Annotated in this window: 15 protein-coding genes and 1 riboswitch; of the genes, 5 read left to right on the top strand and 10 right to left on the bottom strand. The window is 39.2% G+C overall.

What is annotated here, in order from left to right; translation table 11 throughout:
- Positions 1-65: 65 nt before the first annotated feature.
- The 6 genes from CIK00_RS09655 to moaA all read right to left on the bottom strand — a co-directional run bounded on the left by CIK00_RS09655 (position 66) and on the right by moaA (position 5,093).
- Positions 66-1,697: an ABC transporter substrate-binding protein gene (locus CIK00_RS09655; protein WP_101768664.1), complete on the bottom strand. Its 1,632-nt coding sequence runs from the start codon at positions 1,695-1,697 to the stop codon at positions 66-68.
- 444 nt (positions 1,698-2,141) lie between these two features.
- Positions 2,142-2,309 carry a hypothetical protein gene (locus tag CIK00_RS09650; protein WP_194164781.1) on the bottom strand — a complete coding sequence of 56 codons (168 nt, stop codon included), beginning with the start codon at positions 2,307-2,309 and terminating at the stop codon, positions 2,142-2,144.
- Between the two features lie 539 nt (positions 2,310-2,848).
- On the bottom strand, positions 2,849-3,289 hold the full coding sequence (moaE, locus tag CIK00_RS09645; RefSeq protein ID WP_101768662.1) for a molybdopterin synthase catalytic subunit MoaE: 441 nt from the start codon (positions 3,287-3,289) through the stop codon (positions 2,849-2,851).
- A 1-nt stretch (position 3,290) separates the two neighbouring features.
- The gene (moaD, locus tag CIK00_RS09640) at positions 3,291-3,536 is read right to left on the bottom strand and encodes a molybdopterin synthase sulfur carrier subunit (RefSeq protein WP_080173503.1); all 246 of its coding nucleotides are present in this window, start codon (positions 3,534-3,536) and stop codon (positions 3,291-3,293) included.
- Complete coding sequence (moaC, locus tag CIK00_RS09635; protein WP_101768661.1) at positions 3,533-4,012, bottom strand: cyclic pyranopterin monophosphate synthase MoaC; 480 nt, start codon at positions 4,010-4,012, stop codon at positions 3,533-3,535. The genes moaD and moaC overlap by 4 nt, the downstream gene beginning before the upstream one ends.
- A 91-nt stretch (positions 4,013-4,103) precedes the next feature.
- Positions 4,104-5,093: a GTP 3',8-cyclase MoaA gene (moaA, locus tag CIK00_RS09630; RefSeq protein ID WP_101768660.1), complete on the bottom strand. Its 990-nt coding sequence runs from the start codon at positions 5,091-5,093 to the stop codon at positions 4,104-4,106.
- A riboswitch (molybdenum cofactor riboswitch) is annotated at positions 5,082-5,254 on the bottom strand. It overlaps the preceding gene by 12 nt.
- Positions 5,255-5,438: 184 nt before the next feature.
- Between moaA and CIK00_RS09625 the strand changes: the two genes are divergently transcribed.
- Together CIK00_RS09625 and yvcK are read left to right on the top strand one after the other, a co-directional pair.
- Positions 5,439-5,666: a hypothetical protein gene (locus CIK00_RS09625; RefSeq protein ID WP_101768659.1), complete on the top strand. Its 228-nt coding sequence runs from the start codon at positions 5,439-5,441 to the stop codon at positions 5,664-5,666.
- Between the two features lie 609 nt (positions 5,667-6,275).
- Positions 6,276-7,172, top strand: a complete 897-nt coding sequence (gene yvcK, locus CIK00_RS09620) for a uridine diphosphate-N-acetylglucosamine-binding protein YvcK (protein ID WP_101768658.1) — start codon at positions 6,276-6,278, stop codon at positions 7,170-7,172.
- Here yvcK and CIK00_RS09615 read toward each other — a convergent pair.
- From CIK00_RS09615 to pepE, 4 genes are all read right to left on the bottom strand, one after another.
- Entirely contained in the window at positions 7,134-7,493 is a 360-nt protein-coding gene (locus CIK00_RS09615) for an Hpt domain-containing protein (RefSeq protein ID WP_101768657.1), read from the bottom strand. The two genes, yvcK and CIK00_RS09615, sit on opposite strands and share 39 nt — an antisense overlap.
- Positions 7,493-8,941 (bottom strand): quorum-sensing sigma-54 dependent transcriptional regulator LuxO, encoded by a 1,449-nt coding sequence (gene luxO / locus CIK00_RS09610; RefSeq protein WP_101768656.1) that lies wholly within the window; start codon positions 8,939-8,941, stop codon positions 7,493-7,495. The genes CIK00_RS09615 and luxO overlap by 1 nt, the downstream gene beginning before the upstream one ends.
- A 371-nt stretch (positions 8,942-9,312) precedes the next feature.
- On the bottom strand, positions 9,313-11,340 hold the full coding sequence (gene uvrB / locus CIK00_RS09605) for an excinuclease ABC subunit UvrB (RefSeq protein WP_101768655.1): 2,028 nt from the start codon (positions 11,338-11,340) through the stop codon (positions 9,313-9,315).
- A gap of 476 nt (positions 11,341-11,816) precedes the next feature.
- Positions 11,817-12,554: a dipeptidase PepE gene (gene pepE, locus CIK00_RS09600; RefSeq protein ID WP_101768654.1), complete on the bottom strand. Its 738-nt coding sequence runs from the start codon at positions 12,552-12,554 to the stop codon at positions 11,817-11,819.
- Positions 12,555-12,961: 407 nt separating this feature from the next.
- Here pepE and rsxA point away from each other — a divergent pair, with 407 nt between their 5' ends.
- The 3 genes from rsxA to rsxC are packed head-to-tail and all read left to right on the top strand — an operon-like array spanning position 12,962 to position 16,736.
- Positions 12,962-13,543, top strand: a complete 582-nt coding sequence (rsxA, locus tag CIK00_RS09595; RefSeq protein ID WP_045040333.1) for an electron transport complex subunit RsxA — start codon at positions 12,962-12,964, stop codon at positions 13,541-13,543.
- Entirely contained in the window at positions 13,543-14,127 is a 585-nt protein-coding gene (gene rsxB, locus CIK00_RS09590) for an electron transport complex subunit RsxB (protein ID WP_101768653.1), read from the top strand. Before rsxA ends, rsxB begins: the two co-directional genes overlap by 1 nt.
- Before the next feature lie 2 nt (positions 14,128-14,129).
- Positions 14,130-16,736, top strand: coding sequence for an electron transport complex subunit RsxC (gene rsxC / locus CIK00_RS09585; protein ID WP_101768652.1), 2,607 nt, complete (start codon positions 14,130-14,132; stop codon positions 16,734-16,736).
- The last annotated feature ends 2 nt before the right edge of the window (positions 16,737-16,738 follow it).

The raw sequence follows: 16,738 nt of genomic DNA, 5'->3' as shown, positions 1-16,738 counted from the left end.
GTATTAATTGTGCACGCGAGGGCTGCCTTCAGCATCGAAGACAGCTAATAATTATAATGGCAAGATTATTTAGCGATGAAATACAGATCTTTAGAATAGACGTTGTCTTCTGCATTTTTCATAGGATAACCACCTAATTGTGGATTCACTAAACGGGCATTTACGTAGTGATAAATAGGCATAATCGGCATATCTTGCGCTAAACTTGCTTCTGCACGTTTATAATCTGCTGCACGCTCAGCCGCTGTAGGGGCAAGAATGGCATCATCAATCGCTTTGTCATAATCAACACTGGCATATTTAGGGTAATTCTGTGAGTGACCAGTACGCATAATCGCTAAGAAGGTTGAGGCTTCATTATAATCACCACACCAACCCGCACGAGAGACATCAAAGTTACCTTGGCGTTTACTGTCTAAATAACTTTTCCACTCTTGGTTTTCAAGTTGAGCTTCAACACCTAATCCTTTTTTCCACATTGATGCAATCGCAACGGCAATCTTTTTATGGTTCTCTGAAGTGTTATATAACACTTTAAATGTCAGTGGATTACTCTGGTTATACCCAGCCGCTTCTAATAATGCTTTGGCTTTTTCTAGACGTTGCTTTTGATTTAATTTAGCGTAATCCGGCATATCAACATCAAGACCGTTAGTTGCTAATGGGGTAAAGTTATACGCAGGCGTTTCACCTTTACCCACGATAAATTTCGCCAATACATCACGGTCAATGGCGTAGGATAATGCTTTACGTACATCGCCATTATCAAACGGCTTACGTGCGGTATTAAACTCATAATAATAAGAGCATAAATAAGGGGTTACTTTGACATCTTGCGGATAATCTTTGGTTAAACGCTTGAAATGTTCATTGGGCATTTCATACGTCATGTCCACTTCACCCGCAAGAAAACGATTCATTGCAGCAACTTGGTTTTCAATCGGTAAAAATGTTACTTGGTTAATTACCGTCTCTTTATTATTCCAATAATTATTATTACGGGTTAATACAATACGTTCATTAACAACCCACTGATCCAATTGATAAGCACCATTGGAAACGTAATTGCCGACCTTAGTCCACTTATCACCAAATTTTTCAACGGCATTTTTATTAACAGGCTTCATTGAGGTGTGCACAAGCATTGACGCAAAATACGATAATGGCTTATCTAACGTTACTTTTAAGGTATGGGCATCAACGGCTTCAACACCTAACGTTTCAGGTGGTTTTTTACCCGCAATAATATCAGAAGCATTAGCCATCGTTGTCATATCAAGGTATGACGCATAAGGAGATGCGGTTTTAGGATCAGCAAGACGACGCCATGTATAAACAAAATCATCGGCGGTTACGGGATCACCATTTGACCATTTAGCATCATCACGTAGCTCAAAAATCCACGTTTTATTATCAGTTGTTTGCCACGATTTTGCGACGCCAGCAACCAGATTACCATCGGCATCTTGATTAACTAAGCCTTCAAGTAAATCACGAATAACGTTAGATTCAGGCACGCCCGATACTTTTTGAGGATCAAGAGATTCAGGTTCAGTGCCATTTGCGCGGACTAGCTCTTGTGTGTCAGCTAATTTAACGTCAGCGGGAACTTGCGCTGCAAAAATTGAAAAAGAAGGAAGGGCAACAGCGAGACCAGCGCCAAGTAACAAAGCTTGGGTGATTTTATTCTTATACATGCATTAACTCCAATACATCAATTTATAACGTCCATGACATTTTCAGTAGGTCATATTAATTAATGACAAAATAGTTATTCTCAATCCTAGAGAACAACTATCAAACCGAAGAATTGTCTAAAACATTAACAGGAGTTATATTAATTTGCCACAAACAGACAAATGAAACACATTAAAAACCAAACATTTGCTTAACAACAGCTAGTATCAACTAGATCAATGTCACATTTCTAGTTTTTTACACCTATTATTGGTAAGGTTAAAGCTATTAATATTATCAAAAAGCGTTAACTACCCCCTTTTTGTGGTTATAATTTGTACATTAGTTATAAATCAGAATATAAAACCAATAAAATGGCTAACAACCCATCATAAAATAAACAAGAACAGAATAAAAAAGGCACTACCTAAATAATGCCTTTCTATAAAAATACCTTATCATTATTACTTACTTTCACTGTCTAATTTAATTAACTGCTTGTCTTGACCCACAGCTTGCTCTTTCTGTTCAAGCAACAGCTGCTCTTGATTGCCATCATCATGATGATTATCATTAACGCCAATATCAGCCATCATCTGTTTGACTCTTTTGCAAGACATACGTTTATGCATTATTAACCACTCCATTGTTAAATGATGCCAGTAGACCTTTATGACAACTTTAACTACTTGGTCTTATACCAGCTAAAATAATATCTTTTTTATTTCCACCTTTTAAATATGGCACATAAACCACAACCCCACCAAAAACTCACCAAACAACCACTTATTAATAACAAAACGGAATTAAAAAAATAACAGATAGATTATTTTAGTAAACAACATCATAAGCTGGTAAGGATCCTATAATTTAGCCAATAAGCTCGCTATTATTTAACCACTAAGAAATATATCCTGTACCTACGCCAATTTCTTAGTAATACCTCTGTCATTTCATACGATGAGAATAAGAGTAAAATTATGAGACCTACAGGCTGCATTTCACGACCAAGTCCATCCCGTTTTCGCACAAGTTATGTTCCAACAACGACTGCAAATCGAGATAAGAATAAAAATAAAAAATAGTCTTTATCGTTAATACTTACCAATAAAAAAGCATAAAAAAAGGAGCTAAAATTAGCTCCTTTTTTATATAAATCAGATTATTGGAATTACCATCTATCTGCGGCAGAATTATCAGTTTCTCGCGCATCAACCCAGCGACTTTCTACTGGGGTTTGTTCTTTTTTCCAAAACGGGGCTTTGGTTTTTAAGTAATCCATAATGAATTCACAGGCTTCAAATGCAGCACCACGGTGAGCACTTGTTACACCAACAAAAACGATTTGATCACCTAACTCTAAATCACCAACACGGTGGATCACTCGTGTTTGTAATAACGACCAACGACTACGCGCTTCCACTATAATTTCTTGAAGTGCTTTTTCTGTCATTCCTGGATAGTGTTCTAATGAAAGCCCAGTAACAGCATCACCTTGATTAAAATCACGCACTTTACCGATAAACGTGACGACTGCTCCCGCTTCATTACCTTCAGCAAGTTTAGCGTATTCATCAGCAACAGAAAAATCATCTTGTTGTACTGAAATCATATTAACCCCCAGTGACAGGTGGAAAGAAAGCAACCTCATCACCGTCTTTAATAGCTGTATCTAAGCGGCAAATAGTTTGATTAACCGCAACCAATAATTTACCTGACTCTAATGCTAGCTGCCATTTATCACCACGGCTTAGCAATGCTTGGCGTAAATCATCTGCCGTTGCAAATTCCGCAGCAACTTCAATTTTATCAACACCCACTAACTCTTTAATTTGAGCGAAAAACAATACATTAATCATGCTTCTGCCTTAAAGTGACCCGATTTACCGCCTGTTTTTTCAAGTAATCGAACTTGACTAATAACCATGTCTTTTTGAACGGCTTTACACATATCATAAATAGTCAGTGCAGCAACAGATGCTGCTGTTAAGGCTTCCATTTCAACGCCAGTCTTACCTGTTAATTTACAACGAGATTCAATGCGAACTTTATTTTCAGCGGGCATAGCTTGCAATTGAACTTCAACTTTCGTCAGCAATAATGGATGACATAATGGAATTAAATCCCATGTTTTTTTTGCCGCTTGAATACCAGCGATACGTGCCGTTGCAAACACATCACCTTTATGATGTTGGCCTGAGACAATTAATGCCAATGTTGCAGGGGCCATATGCACAAATGCTTCTGCGCGAGCTTCACGCACTGTTTCGACTTTAGCTGATACATCAACCATGTTAGCTTCGCCAGAAGCATTAATATGGGTAAACTGATTCATTTTTTATTCCCAATAAAAGCGATAATTTAAGTACAGCCGATCGTTCTATTTCGACTGTTTATTTATTATTTATAATCGTGCATCGTGTAGCCTAACCACCAATAGAAGCTAGATTTGGCGTCATTCCAGTTTTCCCTTCATCTAAGAAATGACTCACGGCTTTAGTTTGTAGACTGGCTTGAATACGTTCAATAAGTTGTGATTGCTGGCTATCATCAGCCAATAAGTCGCGCAATTCCACACCATCTTCACCAAAGAGACACAGATGTAACTTGCCTTTTGCCGAGACACGAAGACGATTACAGCTTTCACAAAAATTCTTTTCATACGGCATAATAAGGCCAATTTCACCTAGATAATCAGGATGATAGAAAACTTGTGCAGGGCCATCATTATTGTCTTTTACTTTCAATAACCACCCATTAGCAATAAGATGATTACGAATACTCACACCTGAAACATGATGTTTACTGAAAAGACTATCCATTTCACCAGTTTGCATTAACTCGATAAAACGTAATTGAATCGGGCGAGTTTTTATCCATTCTAAAAACTTTGGTAGTTCTTGAGAATTAAGATCTTTAAGTAAAACAGTGTTGATCTTTACTTGCTCAAAACCAGCATCAAACGCGGCATCAATACCTTCCATTACCTGATGAAACATATTTTCACCGGTAATTTGATAGAACATTTTAGGATCTAAACTATCAACACTAACGTTAATATGGGTTAATCCTGCTTGACGCCATTCATGAACATGCTTCGCCATGCGGTAACCATTAGTCGTAGTGGCTACCTTAGTTATGCCTGGTTGGCTCGCAACCGTACGAATAATATCGGTAAAATCACGACGTAAACTAGGCTCACCGCCTGTAATTCGCACTTTGGTTGTGCCGCAATCAGCAAAAGCTGCAGTCACCCGATGAATTTCATCCAGCGTTAAAAAAGAAGGTTTCTTTTGATCTGCAGGCTGGTAGCCATCAGGTAAGCAATAGGTACATTTGAAGTTACATACATCTGTAACTGAGAGTCGTAAATAATAAAATTTACGTTGAAAACTATCTTCTAATTGTTTAGCCACGGAACACCTTTCCAAATACGGGAGGCCGATTCATTTCTAAACCAACCCTGGTGACATTATGTCACTGGCGTTAATCACTTATTGATATTGATTTTTCTTTTATGAATAAATCAAACAGCACGTAGCAACTTAGTGAAAAAAGCTCGGAGTTATGGCAGTTGTGCCCATCAGTCATTGATTAATTATTAATGTCACACAACGGCATGTCTTATTTAAAAGTATCAGAGTTTTTCGAAAATTGACAAATAACTGAAAAAAACAGGCTGACATTCTACCTTTCGAGCAGAAATACGACAATACTAGTTAGGTATTTAACATTAAAATGATGTCAATAGTGGAGGATTTATGTCCAATATAATCGAATCAGCAACATTGAATGATATTGCGCTTTATCTACAACGAGAAGAAAGCCTTGATTCAGATTCTGCTCATGCAGCAGCTCAGCAAGTATTAGGTAATTTTATTGAAATGCGCAATAAAGGATTAATAAAAGGATGGTATTTTGATGATTTTGGACATTTAGAGTTATTACCAACAGATAGTATTCAATCATGGATCGATCAAACAAAGTAAATAGCGACAAACTCTCAGGCACAATGGTTTTTATTCTGCATATAAATATGGCCAAATACTTAGAATAAGGGGTATACCATTCTTGAATTGCAATTATTTACTTTAAAATCAAAATATTACCTTGTTAACTGCCTTTTTGTGATTTCGGCACCAGACTTGCTTGCCTACAAAAGAAGACATCTAATGAGATAGTGTAATAATAACAACGCTGTATATACCATTATTATTTCAAAAACAGGTATCGGAATTGGCATATTTAGTGATCAATCCTCGCGCCAACAGTTATTATCAACACACTTACAATTTATGTTTAATAAACATTCGGATCTACATCAGTTACATCAGTTACATCATCAGCAAGAATTCCATAATTTAAGTTGGTTATGTCAGCAGTAGCTGGAAATACTCCCCGTATCGACGCAGGAAAAACAAACGCTACTCAACTACATCACCTGTCTTTTCGCTTGCAACTACCTTATGAGCATGATCTAAACCACCATTAAACCTTAAATAATATGATCCATGTCTCAATCAGCGTTAACCAACAAATGCACTAACGCATATCCTTTGTTAAAATATACTCATAATATAATAATTAGAACAAACATTATGTCTACAAAGAGTACGGAAACAACTCGTATAGTCGCCATTGGTGGCGGGCATGGACTCGGACGCGTCTTATCATCATTAGCCGATTACGGTTCACAGGTTACTGGTATTGTAACAACAACAGATAACGGTGGATCGACGGGTCGAATTCGAGCATGCCAAGGCGGTATAGCATGGGGAGATATGCGGAATTGTATTAATCAATTAATAACAGAGCCATCTATTGGTTCAATGATTTTTGAATACCGTTTTCGTGGTAATGGCGAGCTTAATGGTCATAACCTTGGCAACCTAATGCTAACTGCACTTGATAACCTTTGTATTCGTCCTCTTGACGCCATTAACCTGATTCGCGATATGCTTCAGGTTAAGCCTTATATTATTCCAATGTCGGAACACCCTTCTGATTTAGCCGCCATCACATACGACGGTAAAATTATTAATGGTGAAACCAGTGTTGATGAATTAGCAGAAATACCCAAACGTTTATATTTAGAACCAGCGGTACCTGCAACTAAAGAAGCCGTGAATGCTATTATGGAAGCCGATATTATACTATTAGGCCCTGGCAGCTTTTTAACCAGTATTATGCCAGTATTACTGTTGCGTGATATAGAACAAGCATTAAAAGTCAGTACCGCTAAAATTGCTTTTATTACTAATATTGATAAAGAAAAAGGCCCGGCAGGAGAAATGAGCCTTAAAACCATGTTGCATTGGTGCGAACGCGCAATGGAGGGAAGAGTGATTGATACCATCATTACTGATGAGCATCAGCCACAACTTGCGCCTAAATACCAACAAATGGTGCTTGATTTAGCCTCTAATAATCATGAATGGCGTCATGACCGTAACAAACTAAAGCATGCGATTGATAGACTCATTGCTTCCAGCTAATTGTTTATATTCAACTGCCATGCCTGCGACCATTTGTCTAAATTGAGGCAAATGGTCAATCATCCAATCATCTTGACCTTGTCTAACACGAGATTCACATTCCTGTGCCATTAGTGCTAAATCGTCAGCACCGAAACTTGCCGCACTACTTTTAATCGCATGGCTAATATCACCAATTTGATTTACTGATGGTTGATTTGACAGTTTTTTTAAATATTGTTCGAGCTCATCACTAAACACATTCAATAATATCACGACGGTTTCTTCACCGACTTCATCTGCCAATCTTTTTAATGTTTCTGCATTTATATTCGTTGCCATTAATCAACCTCCCGACTACCCACAGCCTCTTGCCAAGTTTGTAATTTACGATAAATGGTTGATGGGCTCACCTCTAATAATCCAGCCGCACGAGGGATATTACCGTCACAAGCATCAATCGCCCATTGAATAGCACGTTTTTCGACTATCCAAAGAGGCTCAACCTTGTCTTTTTGTATATCATCGACAAATGATGAACTTACCGTTGATGTTAATGTATTTAAGTGTGGATAGCTTGTATTTTGAGATGCAATTTCTACGCCAATAATAGCATTTATCGGAGGTGGTACCATTTCCTTCGCAACTTCTTCAGCAGTGTTTAACACCACAATATTACGAATAATATTTTGCAATTCACGCACATTACCCGGCCAAGAATACGATTTAAATAATTGTAAAACTTCAGTTGAAAAACGACTAAAATCTTTTCCCTCTTCTAATGACATTAATCCCAATAATGCATGAGCAATTTCAATAACATCATCACCGCGATCACGTAAAGGAGGTAAAGTAATAGGTATAACATGGAGGCGATAATAAAGATCTTCTCGAAAACGCCCTTCTTGAACTTCTTGCCATGGATTTCTATTAGTTGCACACACAAAACGCACATCAACATGACACGTTTTAGATGAACCCACTTTTTGGTAAGTCCCCGTTTGGATAAAACGTAATAGTTTACTTTGTAAATCCAAATCCATTTCACAAAGCTCATCTAGCATTAACGTACCAGTATGGGCAATTTCTACCGCACCTTGACGTTCTGTCGATGCCCCTGTAAAAGCACCTTTGACATGACCAAATAATTCGCTTTCAATAAGATCTTTAGGAATAGCAGCACAATTTAAAGCAATAAACGGTTTATCATGCCTTGGGCTAGCCGCGTGGATTGCTTCAGCACAGACTTCTTTACCGGTTCCACTTTCACCCATGATAAAGACAGTTGCTTTACTTGATGCTGCGGATTCAATAACACGATACACAGCTTGCATCGGTAAACTGTTACCAATAAATCCTTGATATTGTGCACCATCAGATTGTTTTGCCGATGTATCTGACAATGACTTAGTTTTACCTTTAAATACGTTATTTACTGTTATTCGTAAACGATCCGCTTCACAAGGTTTAATAAGAAAATCCTGAGCGCCTTGCCGAATAGCATCAACGGCAATATCAATTGATCCGTGTGCTGTCATGATAACAACCGGAATATCACTGTGATCTTGTCGCACTAACTGTAAAACTTCCATACCCGTCATATCGGGTAAACGAAGATCTAATAAAATCAGATCTGGAATAGTCTCCTTGATAAAGCTCAGTGCTTCTTTACCCGTGCCGACAATACTCACATTGAGTCCGAGTGGATTTAAGTAAGATTTATATAAGGCAGCCACTGACGCGGTATCTTCCACCATTAATACTTGACGTTGTCGTGTAATGCTTTCCATCGCTCCTCCAAAAACGAACTCCTTACCCTAATTGTAATCAATACAATAGAAACTGGACTCCTAAATTTACATTTTTTATATTATGCCCGATCAAATTGCATAATGGTTTGCATTTTGCGAAATTATTCTTTTTATGCGTTACTGGCACGACAAATAAAAGCAACAATAGGCAATAAATAGACAAAAAAAGCCTTATAGACCCTATAAAAAAGTTGGCATGAGGTATGCAAAACTAATAATGACTCTTATCTTAGGGGTCAACCTAGCCAACTGACGTTGTTTGTGAATTCTTTCACTTAACAATGAAGCCAACCGAAACTTTTTATCGGCTGGCTTTTTTTTTATCGCAAAAATATGATAAAAAATTATTATTAGCTATTGGCAATAAATTGCTGTCTTAATTGATGGATCTTGTCACGAGTATTTGCGGCTTGTTCAAATTCTAAATTCTGCGCAAAGTCATACATTTGTTTTTCTAAACGTTGAATTTCAAGCTCCAATTGTTGCGGGGTTAATACTGAATAAGTCCCTTTCGATTCTGCCACTTTGTGCAGATCAGCGGCTTTATTTCGTGATCTTGAACGCCCACTTGGTGCGCCCAACGCTAATAAATCACCAATTTTTTTATTGAGTTTCTGCGGTATTATATTGTGTTCTAAATTATAAATTATTTGCTTTTCACGTCGACGCTGTGTTTCATTTATCGCGCGCTCCATTGAACCCGTAATACGATCACCATATAAAATAGCTTTACCTTCGATATTACGTGCAGCACGCCCCATAGTTTGAATTAAAGATCTTTCTGAACGTAAAAAACCTTCTTTATCTGCATCTAAAATTGCCACTAAAGAAACTTCAGGAATATCTAATCCTTCACGCAATAAGTTAATACCGACTAACACATCAAACTTACCTAACCGTAAATCACGAATAATCTCAACTCGCTCAACAGTATCAATATCAGAATGAAGGTAACGTACTTTCACCCCATGTTCAGTAAGGTATTCAGTAAGATCTTCTGACATTCGCTTGGTTAACGTCGTAACTAATACCCGCTCTTTTTTAGCCGCTCTAATATGAATTTCAGACAATAAATCATCAATCTGAGTTGCTACGGGGCGCACTTCGACTTCAGGATCAAGTAAACCAGTAGGACGAACAACTTGTTCGGCAATATCCCCACCAGATTTTTCAATCTCATAGTTACCCGGCGTAGCAGAAACATAAATAGTTTGTGGGGCTAACGATTCAAATTCCTCAAACTTCATTGGTCGATTATCAAGTGCGGAAGGAAGTCGAAAACCATATTCAACCAGGTTTTCTTTACGAGAACGGTCGCCACGGAACATCGCACCAATTTGAGAAACCGTAACGTGTGATTCATCAATAATTAATAAACCATCAGCAGGAAGATAATCAAACAAGGTTGGTGGTGGCTCACCCTCGGTACGACCACTAAGGTAACGTGAATAGTTTTCGATACCAGAACAAAAACCAAGTTCATTCATCATTTCAATATCAAACTGGGTTCGCTGTGAAATACGTTGTTCTTCAACTAATTTATTGTTATCCAATAATTGTTGCTTACGCTGGGTTAGCTCAAGTTTGATACCTTCAATAGCTTCTAGAATTTTCTCTCTTGGTGTCACATAGTGGGTTTTAGGATAGATCGTAGTACGGGCTAAATCACGTTGAATAATCGCACCAGTAAGTGGATCAAATGCGGAAATAACTTCAACTTCATCATCAAACAATTCCAATCGAATCGCTTCTTTTTCAGATTCTGCTGGGAAAATATCAATCACTTCCCCTCGAACACGGAACGTACCACGTTCAAAAACAGCATCATTACGTTTATATTGAAGTTCAGCTAAACGACGTAAAATATCACGCTGATTAAGTACATCACCTCGGCGTACATGTAACATCATTTTTAAATAAGATTCAGGATCGCCTAAACCATAAATAGCAGAAACAGACGCGATAATAATAACATCACGTCGTTCCATTAATGCTTTGGTTGCGGATAATCGCATCTGTTCGATATGGGCATTAACCGATGCATCTTTTTCAATAAATGTATCAGTGGTAGGCACATAAGCTTCAGGTTGGTAGTAATCGTAATAGGAAACAAAATACTCAACCGCATTATCAGGAAAGAAATCTCTCATTTCCCCATATAATTGTGCTGCTAATGTTTTATTTGGCGCCATGATAAGAGTGGGCCGATTTGCTTGAGCGATAACATTAGCAATCGTAAACGTTTTTCCTGATCCCGTAACCCCAAGTAACGTTTGCTGTGCCAGACCAGAATCAAGTCCATCCATTAGTTGTTCAATTGCAGTAGGTTGATCACCTGCTGGAGAATAATCAGATACAAGCCTAAACAGCTTACTCATTACATATACTCGTAATAACAATACTGAGTATCATTGTGAGCACCCACCCAATAATGTCAATACTGGTTTGGTTAAGTTTGAGAAGACATCATCAATGTGTCGCGTATCACAAAATAATTCGATCAATACGAACTTATTATTTAAATACCATCCACAGCTTTTACAACAATAATTGCGTCCCGCACTATTTTGTATATCTCTATATTTCTTCATTTTTAATAATATTATTCTATTTGTTTTTTTAAATTATTCCTTATAATTATTGATTTTACGGTTAAGATCACCATTAAATATTTATCAACAGCCCTAAAAACAACGATCCATATCAACATAGTTATCCACAGAAATTGTGGACAACCACTAAAAACCCAAGTCATTAGGCACTTCTTAAAAATCAAGCATTTTCTGTAATATATAAAAAAAGCTAACCTACAGGGTTAGCCTCTTATTTTATCGTCACTGTAATACCAATAACGTTAGTAATTAAGATCCATCAAAAACTGTACATCATCACCTGGTTGGTAATAAATCGGCTCATTGCCATAGCTGAAGAATTTTAGAGGTTTTCCATTGGCTGCATGATAACTAATTTTATTATCGGTTAGAGCTAGCCATGTCCCTTCAGGAATACCAATAACAGGTTCATGTTTATTGACCTCAAGAAACTCTTGAATACGCTCATCACGAGTTTCACCCATATGACCTTCAACAGAGGCTTCTAAATAGTGAGGATTAATCTGGAAAGGTACGAAATTCAATGAAGATAGAATAGCGCCAGTAACAATCGGCATATCATTCGTAGTACGAATAGTAGGGCAACCGATATTCGTTCCCGCACTCCAGCCAATATAAGCTTTACCTTGCTTTAATACCGCTTTACGAATTGGGCCAACTAAACCTAAATCATGTAAGGTTTTATTAAGTACCCAAGTATTACCGCCACTAACGATAATACCATCAGCTTGTTCAATCGCCGTGACTGGATCTTCAGCACGGTGGAGACCCGTTGCGATACAATCTAGACCCAATTTATCAAATGTTGCTTGAATTAAAGCCACACGATCATCATGGCTTGAACGAATAACAGCATATGGGATCACGACAAAATGCTTCGCTCCGGTACGCTTTACTTGCTCAATAATGGCATCAGCAGCAAATTCCATTACATGTGTGTTACCCGCAATTTTACCGTTACTAAGTAATAAAATATCCATTGTTTCATCCTAATAGCTTATGTTGATTCGTTATGCGTGTAATGACGAACACTACTTATATTAAACTCGGCTATATCAAACGCAGAATTGGCTAACTTTACAACCGTCACAATCACAATTTACAAAAACACTCATAAAAAACCGCTATTTTTTATAATGGTGAGCAATACATTTACTGTTAAAAAACACAAAAATCACAATTAAAAACCAAAAACAATGTATTTAATTAACAACCCATATGGGGCTATCAACTTAAAATAAGAAATTTATTGCATTAAAAACTTATATTTCAATCAACTACTCAAATTTAAGGGCATTAATAGATAAAACCCTACCCTTGAGGAGTTGTTATAGCGCTCACAAAATCAGATAATGTTGAGATCTCTTGCAATGATAATGAACTCGGTATGACTGAATACCTTTTACTCCTCATCGGGACAGTGTTGGTTAACAACTTTGTACTCGTTAAATTCTTAGGTTTATGTCCATTTATGGGCGTATCTAAGAAACTAGAAACCGCTATCGGTATGGGCTTAGCGACAACATTTGTGCTAACGCTTGCTTCTGTGTGTGCGTATCTTGTTGAAACCTACATCTTGGATCCATTAGGTATCCAATATTTGCGTACGCTTAGTTTTATACTTGTGATTGCCTTTGTGGTGCAATTTACCGAAATGGTAGTACATAAAACTAGCCCAACGCTTTACCGTTTATTAGGTATTTTTCTACCATTAATCACAACCAACTGTGCGGTATTAGGTGTCGCTTTACTCAATACCAATGAGCACCATAACTTCATTCAATCTGTTATTTATGGCTTTGGCGCGGCAGTCGGTTTCTCATTGGTATTAGTATTGTTCGCTTCTATGCGTGAACGTATTGCAGCAGCAGATGTGCCAGCCCCCTTTAAAGGTGCCTCGATTGCAATGATCACTGCGGGCCTTATGTCTCTTGCCTTTATGGGCTTTACTGGATTGGTGAAATTGTAATGAGCGGGATCTTAATTGCTGCCATTGTAATCGCTGTATTAGCAGCAATATTTGGCATTGTTTTAGGTTTTGCTTCAGTGCGTTTTAAAGTTGAAGCCGATCCTATTGTTGAACAAATTGATGCTATTTTGCCGCAAACACAATGTGGTCAATGTGGCTTTCCTGGTTGCCGTCCTTATGCTGAAGCGATAGCGAATGGCGAAATCATTAACAAATGCCCTCCTGGTGGCCAAGCTACCATTGAAAAACTCGCTGACTTAATGGGTGTCGAAGTGCCTCAGGCTTCAGACGAAGTGACCAATAGTATTAAAAAAGTCGCTTTTATTCATGAAGACATGTGTATTGGTTGTACCAAATGTATTCAAGCCTGCCCAGTGGATGCCATTGTCGGCGGCACTAAATCAATGCACACGGTAATAAAAGACGAATGTACAGGCTGTGACCTTTGTGTTTCTCCTTGTCCTACAGACTGTATTGAAATGATTCCAGTTAAAGAAACGCCCGATAACTGGAAATGGCAACTCAATCAAATACCCGTTGTGAATATTGCTGCGACAGCGAATGCAGAAAAGGTTAAGCCATAGTCATGCTATCGATTATTGAACAAATTAAGCAAGGTAAATTGTGGGATTTCCACGGTGGTATTCACCCTGCGGAAAACAAAGCATTATCCAGTAAGCAACCGATTAAAGCGGCAGGCATTCCTCACGAATTAGTATTACCACTAAAACAACACATAGGTTCTCGTGGTGATATTATCGTCAACATTGGCGATCACGTACTCAAAGGCCAACCACTAACGCAAGGTGATATTGCGATGTGTGTGCCAATTCACGCCCCGAGTTCTGGCACAATCACGGCAATTGAGCAACGCACAACTGCCCACCCTTCTGGCTTAACCGATCTATGTATCGTCATTGCAACTGATAACCAAGATACTTGGTGTCAAACCAAGCAATATCCTGATTATCAAGATCGCGATCCAGCTGAACTGATTGAAGCTATTCGTTTAGCTGGTATTGCTGGCCTTGGCGGTGCAGGTTTTCCAACTGCGCGTAAACTTCAAGGCGGTTTAGGTAACGTTGATATTCTTATTATTAACGCAGCAGAATGTGAACCTTATATCACCGCCGATGATCGACTCATGCAAGATTATGCAGATGAAGTCATCGAAGGTGTACGTATTTTACGCCACATTATTGCGCCAAAATTAACCTTAATTGGTATTGAAGATAATAAACCTGAAGCAATCAAAGCATTAGAAGCCTGTGTCAGTGAAGACGATAATATTATTATTCGTGTTATTCCAACCAAATACCCTTCAGGCAGCTCTAAACAACTGGTTAAGCTATTAACAGGTCGAGAAGTACCGAGCCAAGCACGTTCAACCTCAATCGGGGTTATTATGCAGAACATCGGTACTGCTTTTGCGATTAAGCGCGCCATCGTTAATGGTGAGCCTTTAATTGAGCGCGTGGTCACGTTAACAGGTGAAGCCTTTAAGCAACGTGGAAATGTATTTGCATTATTAGGGACGCCTATTGCTTATTTGCTTGAAAAATTTGGTTATCAAGCCGATAAAAAATACCCTCGCGTCATTATTGGTGGCTCATTAATGGGCTTTACATTGCCACATGCCAATGTACCGATTACCAAAATTACTAACTGTATCTTAACGCCTAAACGTAAAGAATTACCGCTACATACTTACGAAATGGCCTGTATTCGTTGTTCTGCTTGTGCCGATGTTTGCCCATCTTCATTATTACCACAACAGTTACAATGGTATGCAAAAGATAAAGACTACGACAAATGTGAAGAATATAACTTAAGCGACTGCATTGAATGTGGCGCTTGTGCTTATGTCTGCCCAAGTGAAATTCCATTAGTACAGTATTATCGTCAAGCTAAAGCTGAGATTTGGGAACGTAAACAAGATGAAATGAGTGCCGAACGCGCTCGTCAGCGTTTTGAAGCCAAACAACAGCGCATGGAACGCGATAAAGCGGATCGTGAAAACCGATTTGCTAAAGCTGCCACTGATCGTCGCCAAAATATGGCAGCATCTGGTGGTGATGACGCCGTCGCAGCCGCCATTGCGCGAGTAAAAGCCAAACAAGCCGCTGCGGCAACAACACCAACCATCAAACCCGCTGTTGCAGCCGCTATTGCTAAAGCAAAAGCCAAGCAAGCCGCTTCAACATCAGAAGCGAATGCTGAGCCAGATAACAGTGAAATGGCTGCCTTACGTAAGCAGCGTAAACTTCAAGCTCGCGAGCAAAAAGCAGCCAAACATGCTGAATTAATGCAACAACAGCAAGCCGACACTGATCAACCATCTGCGCAAAATACAGATAAGAAAGATGCTGTCTCTGCTGCCGTTGCGCGTGCAAAAGCCCGTAAAGCGGCTCAACAAGCACCAGCAGCTATTGATGCTGAGCCCGTTACCGCTGAGCCTGTTACTAAAGTGAACACTGACGCTGCGGTCGATCCTAAAAAAGCGGCTGTAGCTGCCGCCGTTGCGCGTGCAAAAGCCCGTAAAGCCGCTCAACAAGCACCAGCGGCTATTGATGCTGAGCCCGTTACCGAAGTGAACACTGACACTGCACCTGCTGCCGAAGTAAATACTGACGTTACAGTCGATCCGAAAAAAGCGGCTGTTGCTGCTGCCGTTGCACGAGCAAAAGCCCGTAAAGCCGCTCAACAAGCACAAGTTAGCATCGAGACTCAAGCTCCCGTTAACGATGCAACAACAAACGCTGCACCTGCTGCCGAAGTGAACACTGACGTTGTTATCGATCCTAAAAAAGCGGCTGTCGCTGCTGCCGTTGCACGAGCAAAAGCCCGTAAAGCCGCTCAACAAACACCAACGGTTATTGATCCTGAGCCCGTTGCCGCTGAACCTGTTACCGAAGTGAACACTGACGCTGCGGTCGATCCGAAAAAAGCGGCTGTTGCTGCTGCCGTTGCACGAGCAAAAGCCCGTAAAGCCGCTCAGCAAGCACAAGTTAGCATCGAGACTCAAGCTCCCGTTAACGATGCAACAACAGACGCTGCACCTGCTGCCGAAGTGAACACTGACGTTGTTATCGATCCTAAAAAAGCCGCTGTCGCTGCTGCCGTTGCACGAGCGAAAGCCCGTAAAGCAGCACAACAAGCAAATAAAGCACAATCCAACATTGAGGAAGAATAATC

Origin of the sequence: Photobacterium carnosum, from assembly GCF_002849605.1 — a bacterium.
GTDB classification, from domain to species: Bacteria; Pseudomonadota; Gammaproteobacteria; order Enterobacterales; family Vibrionaceae; genus Photobacterium; species Photobacterium carnosum.
Note: the sequence above shows the minus strand (reverse complement) of the source record. Positions and strands in the feature narration are given on the sequence as shown.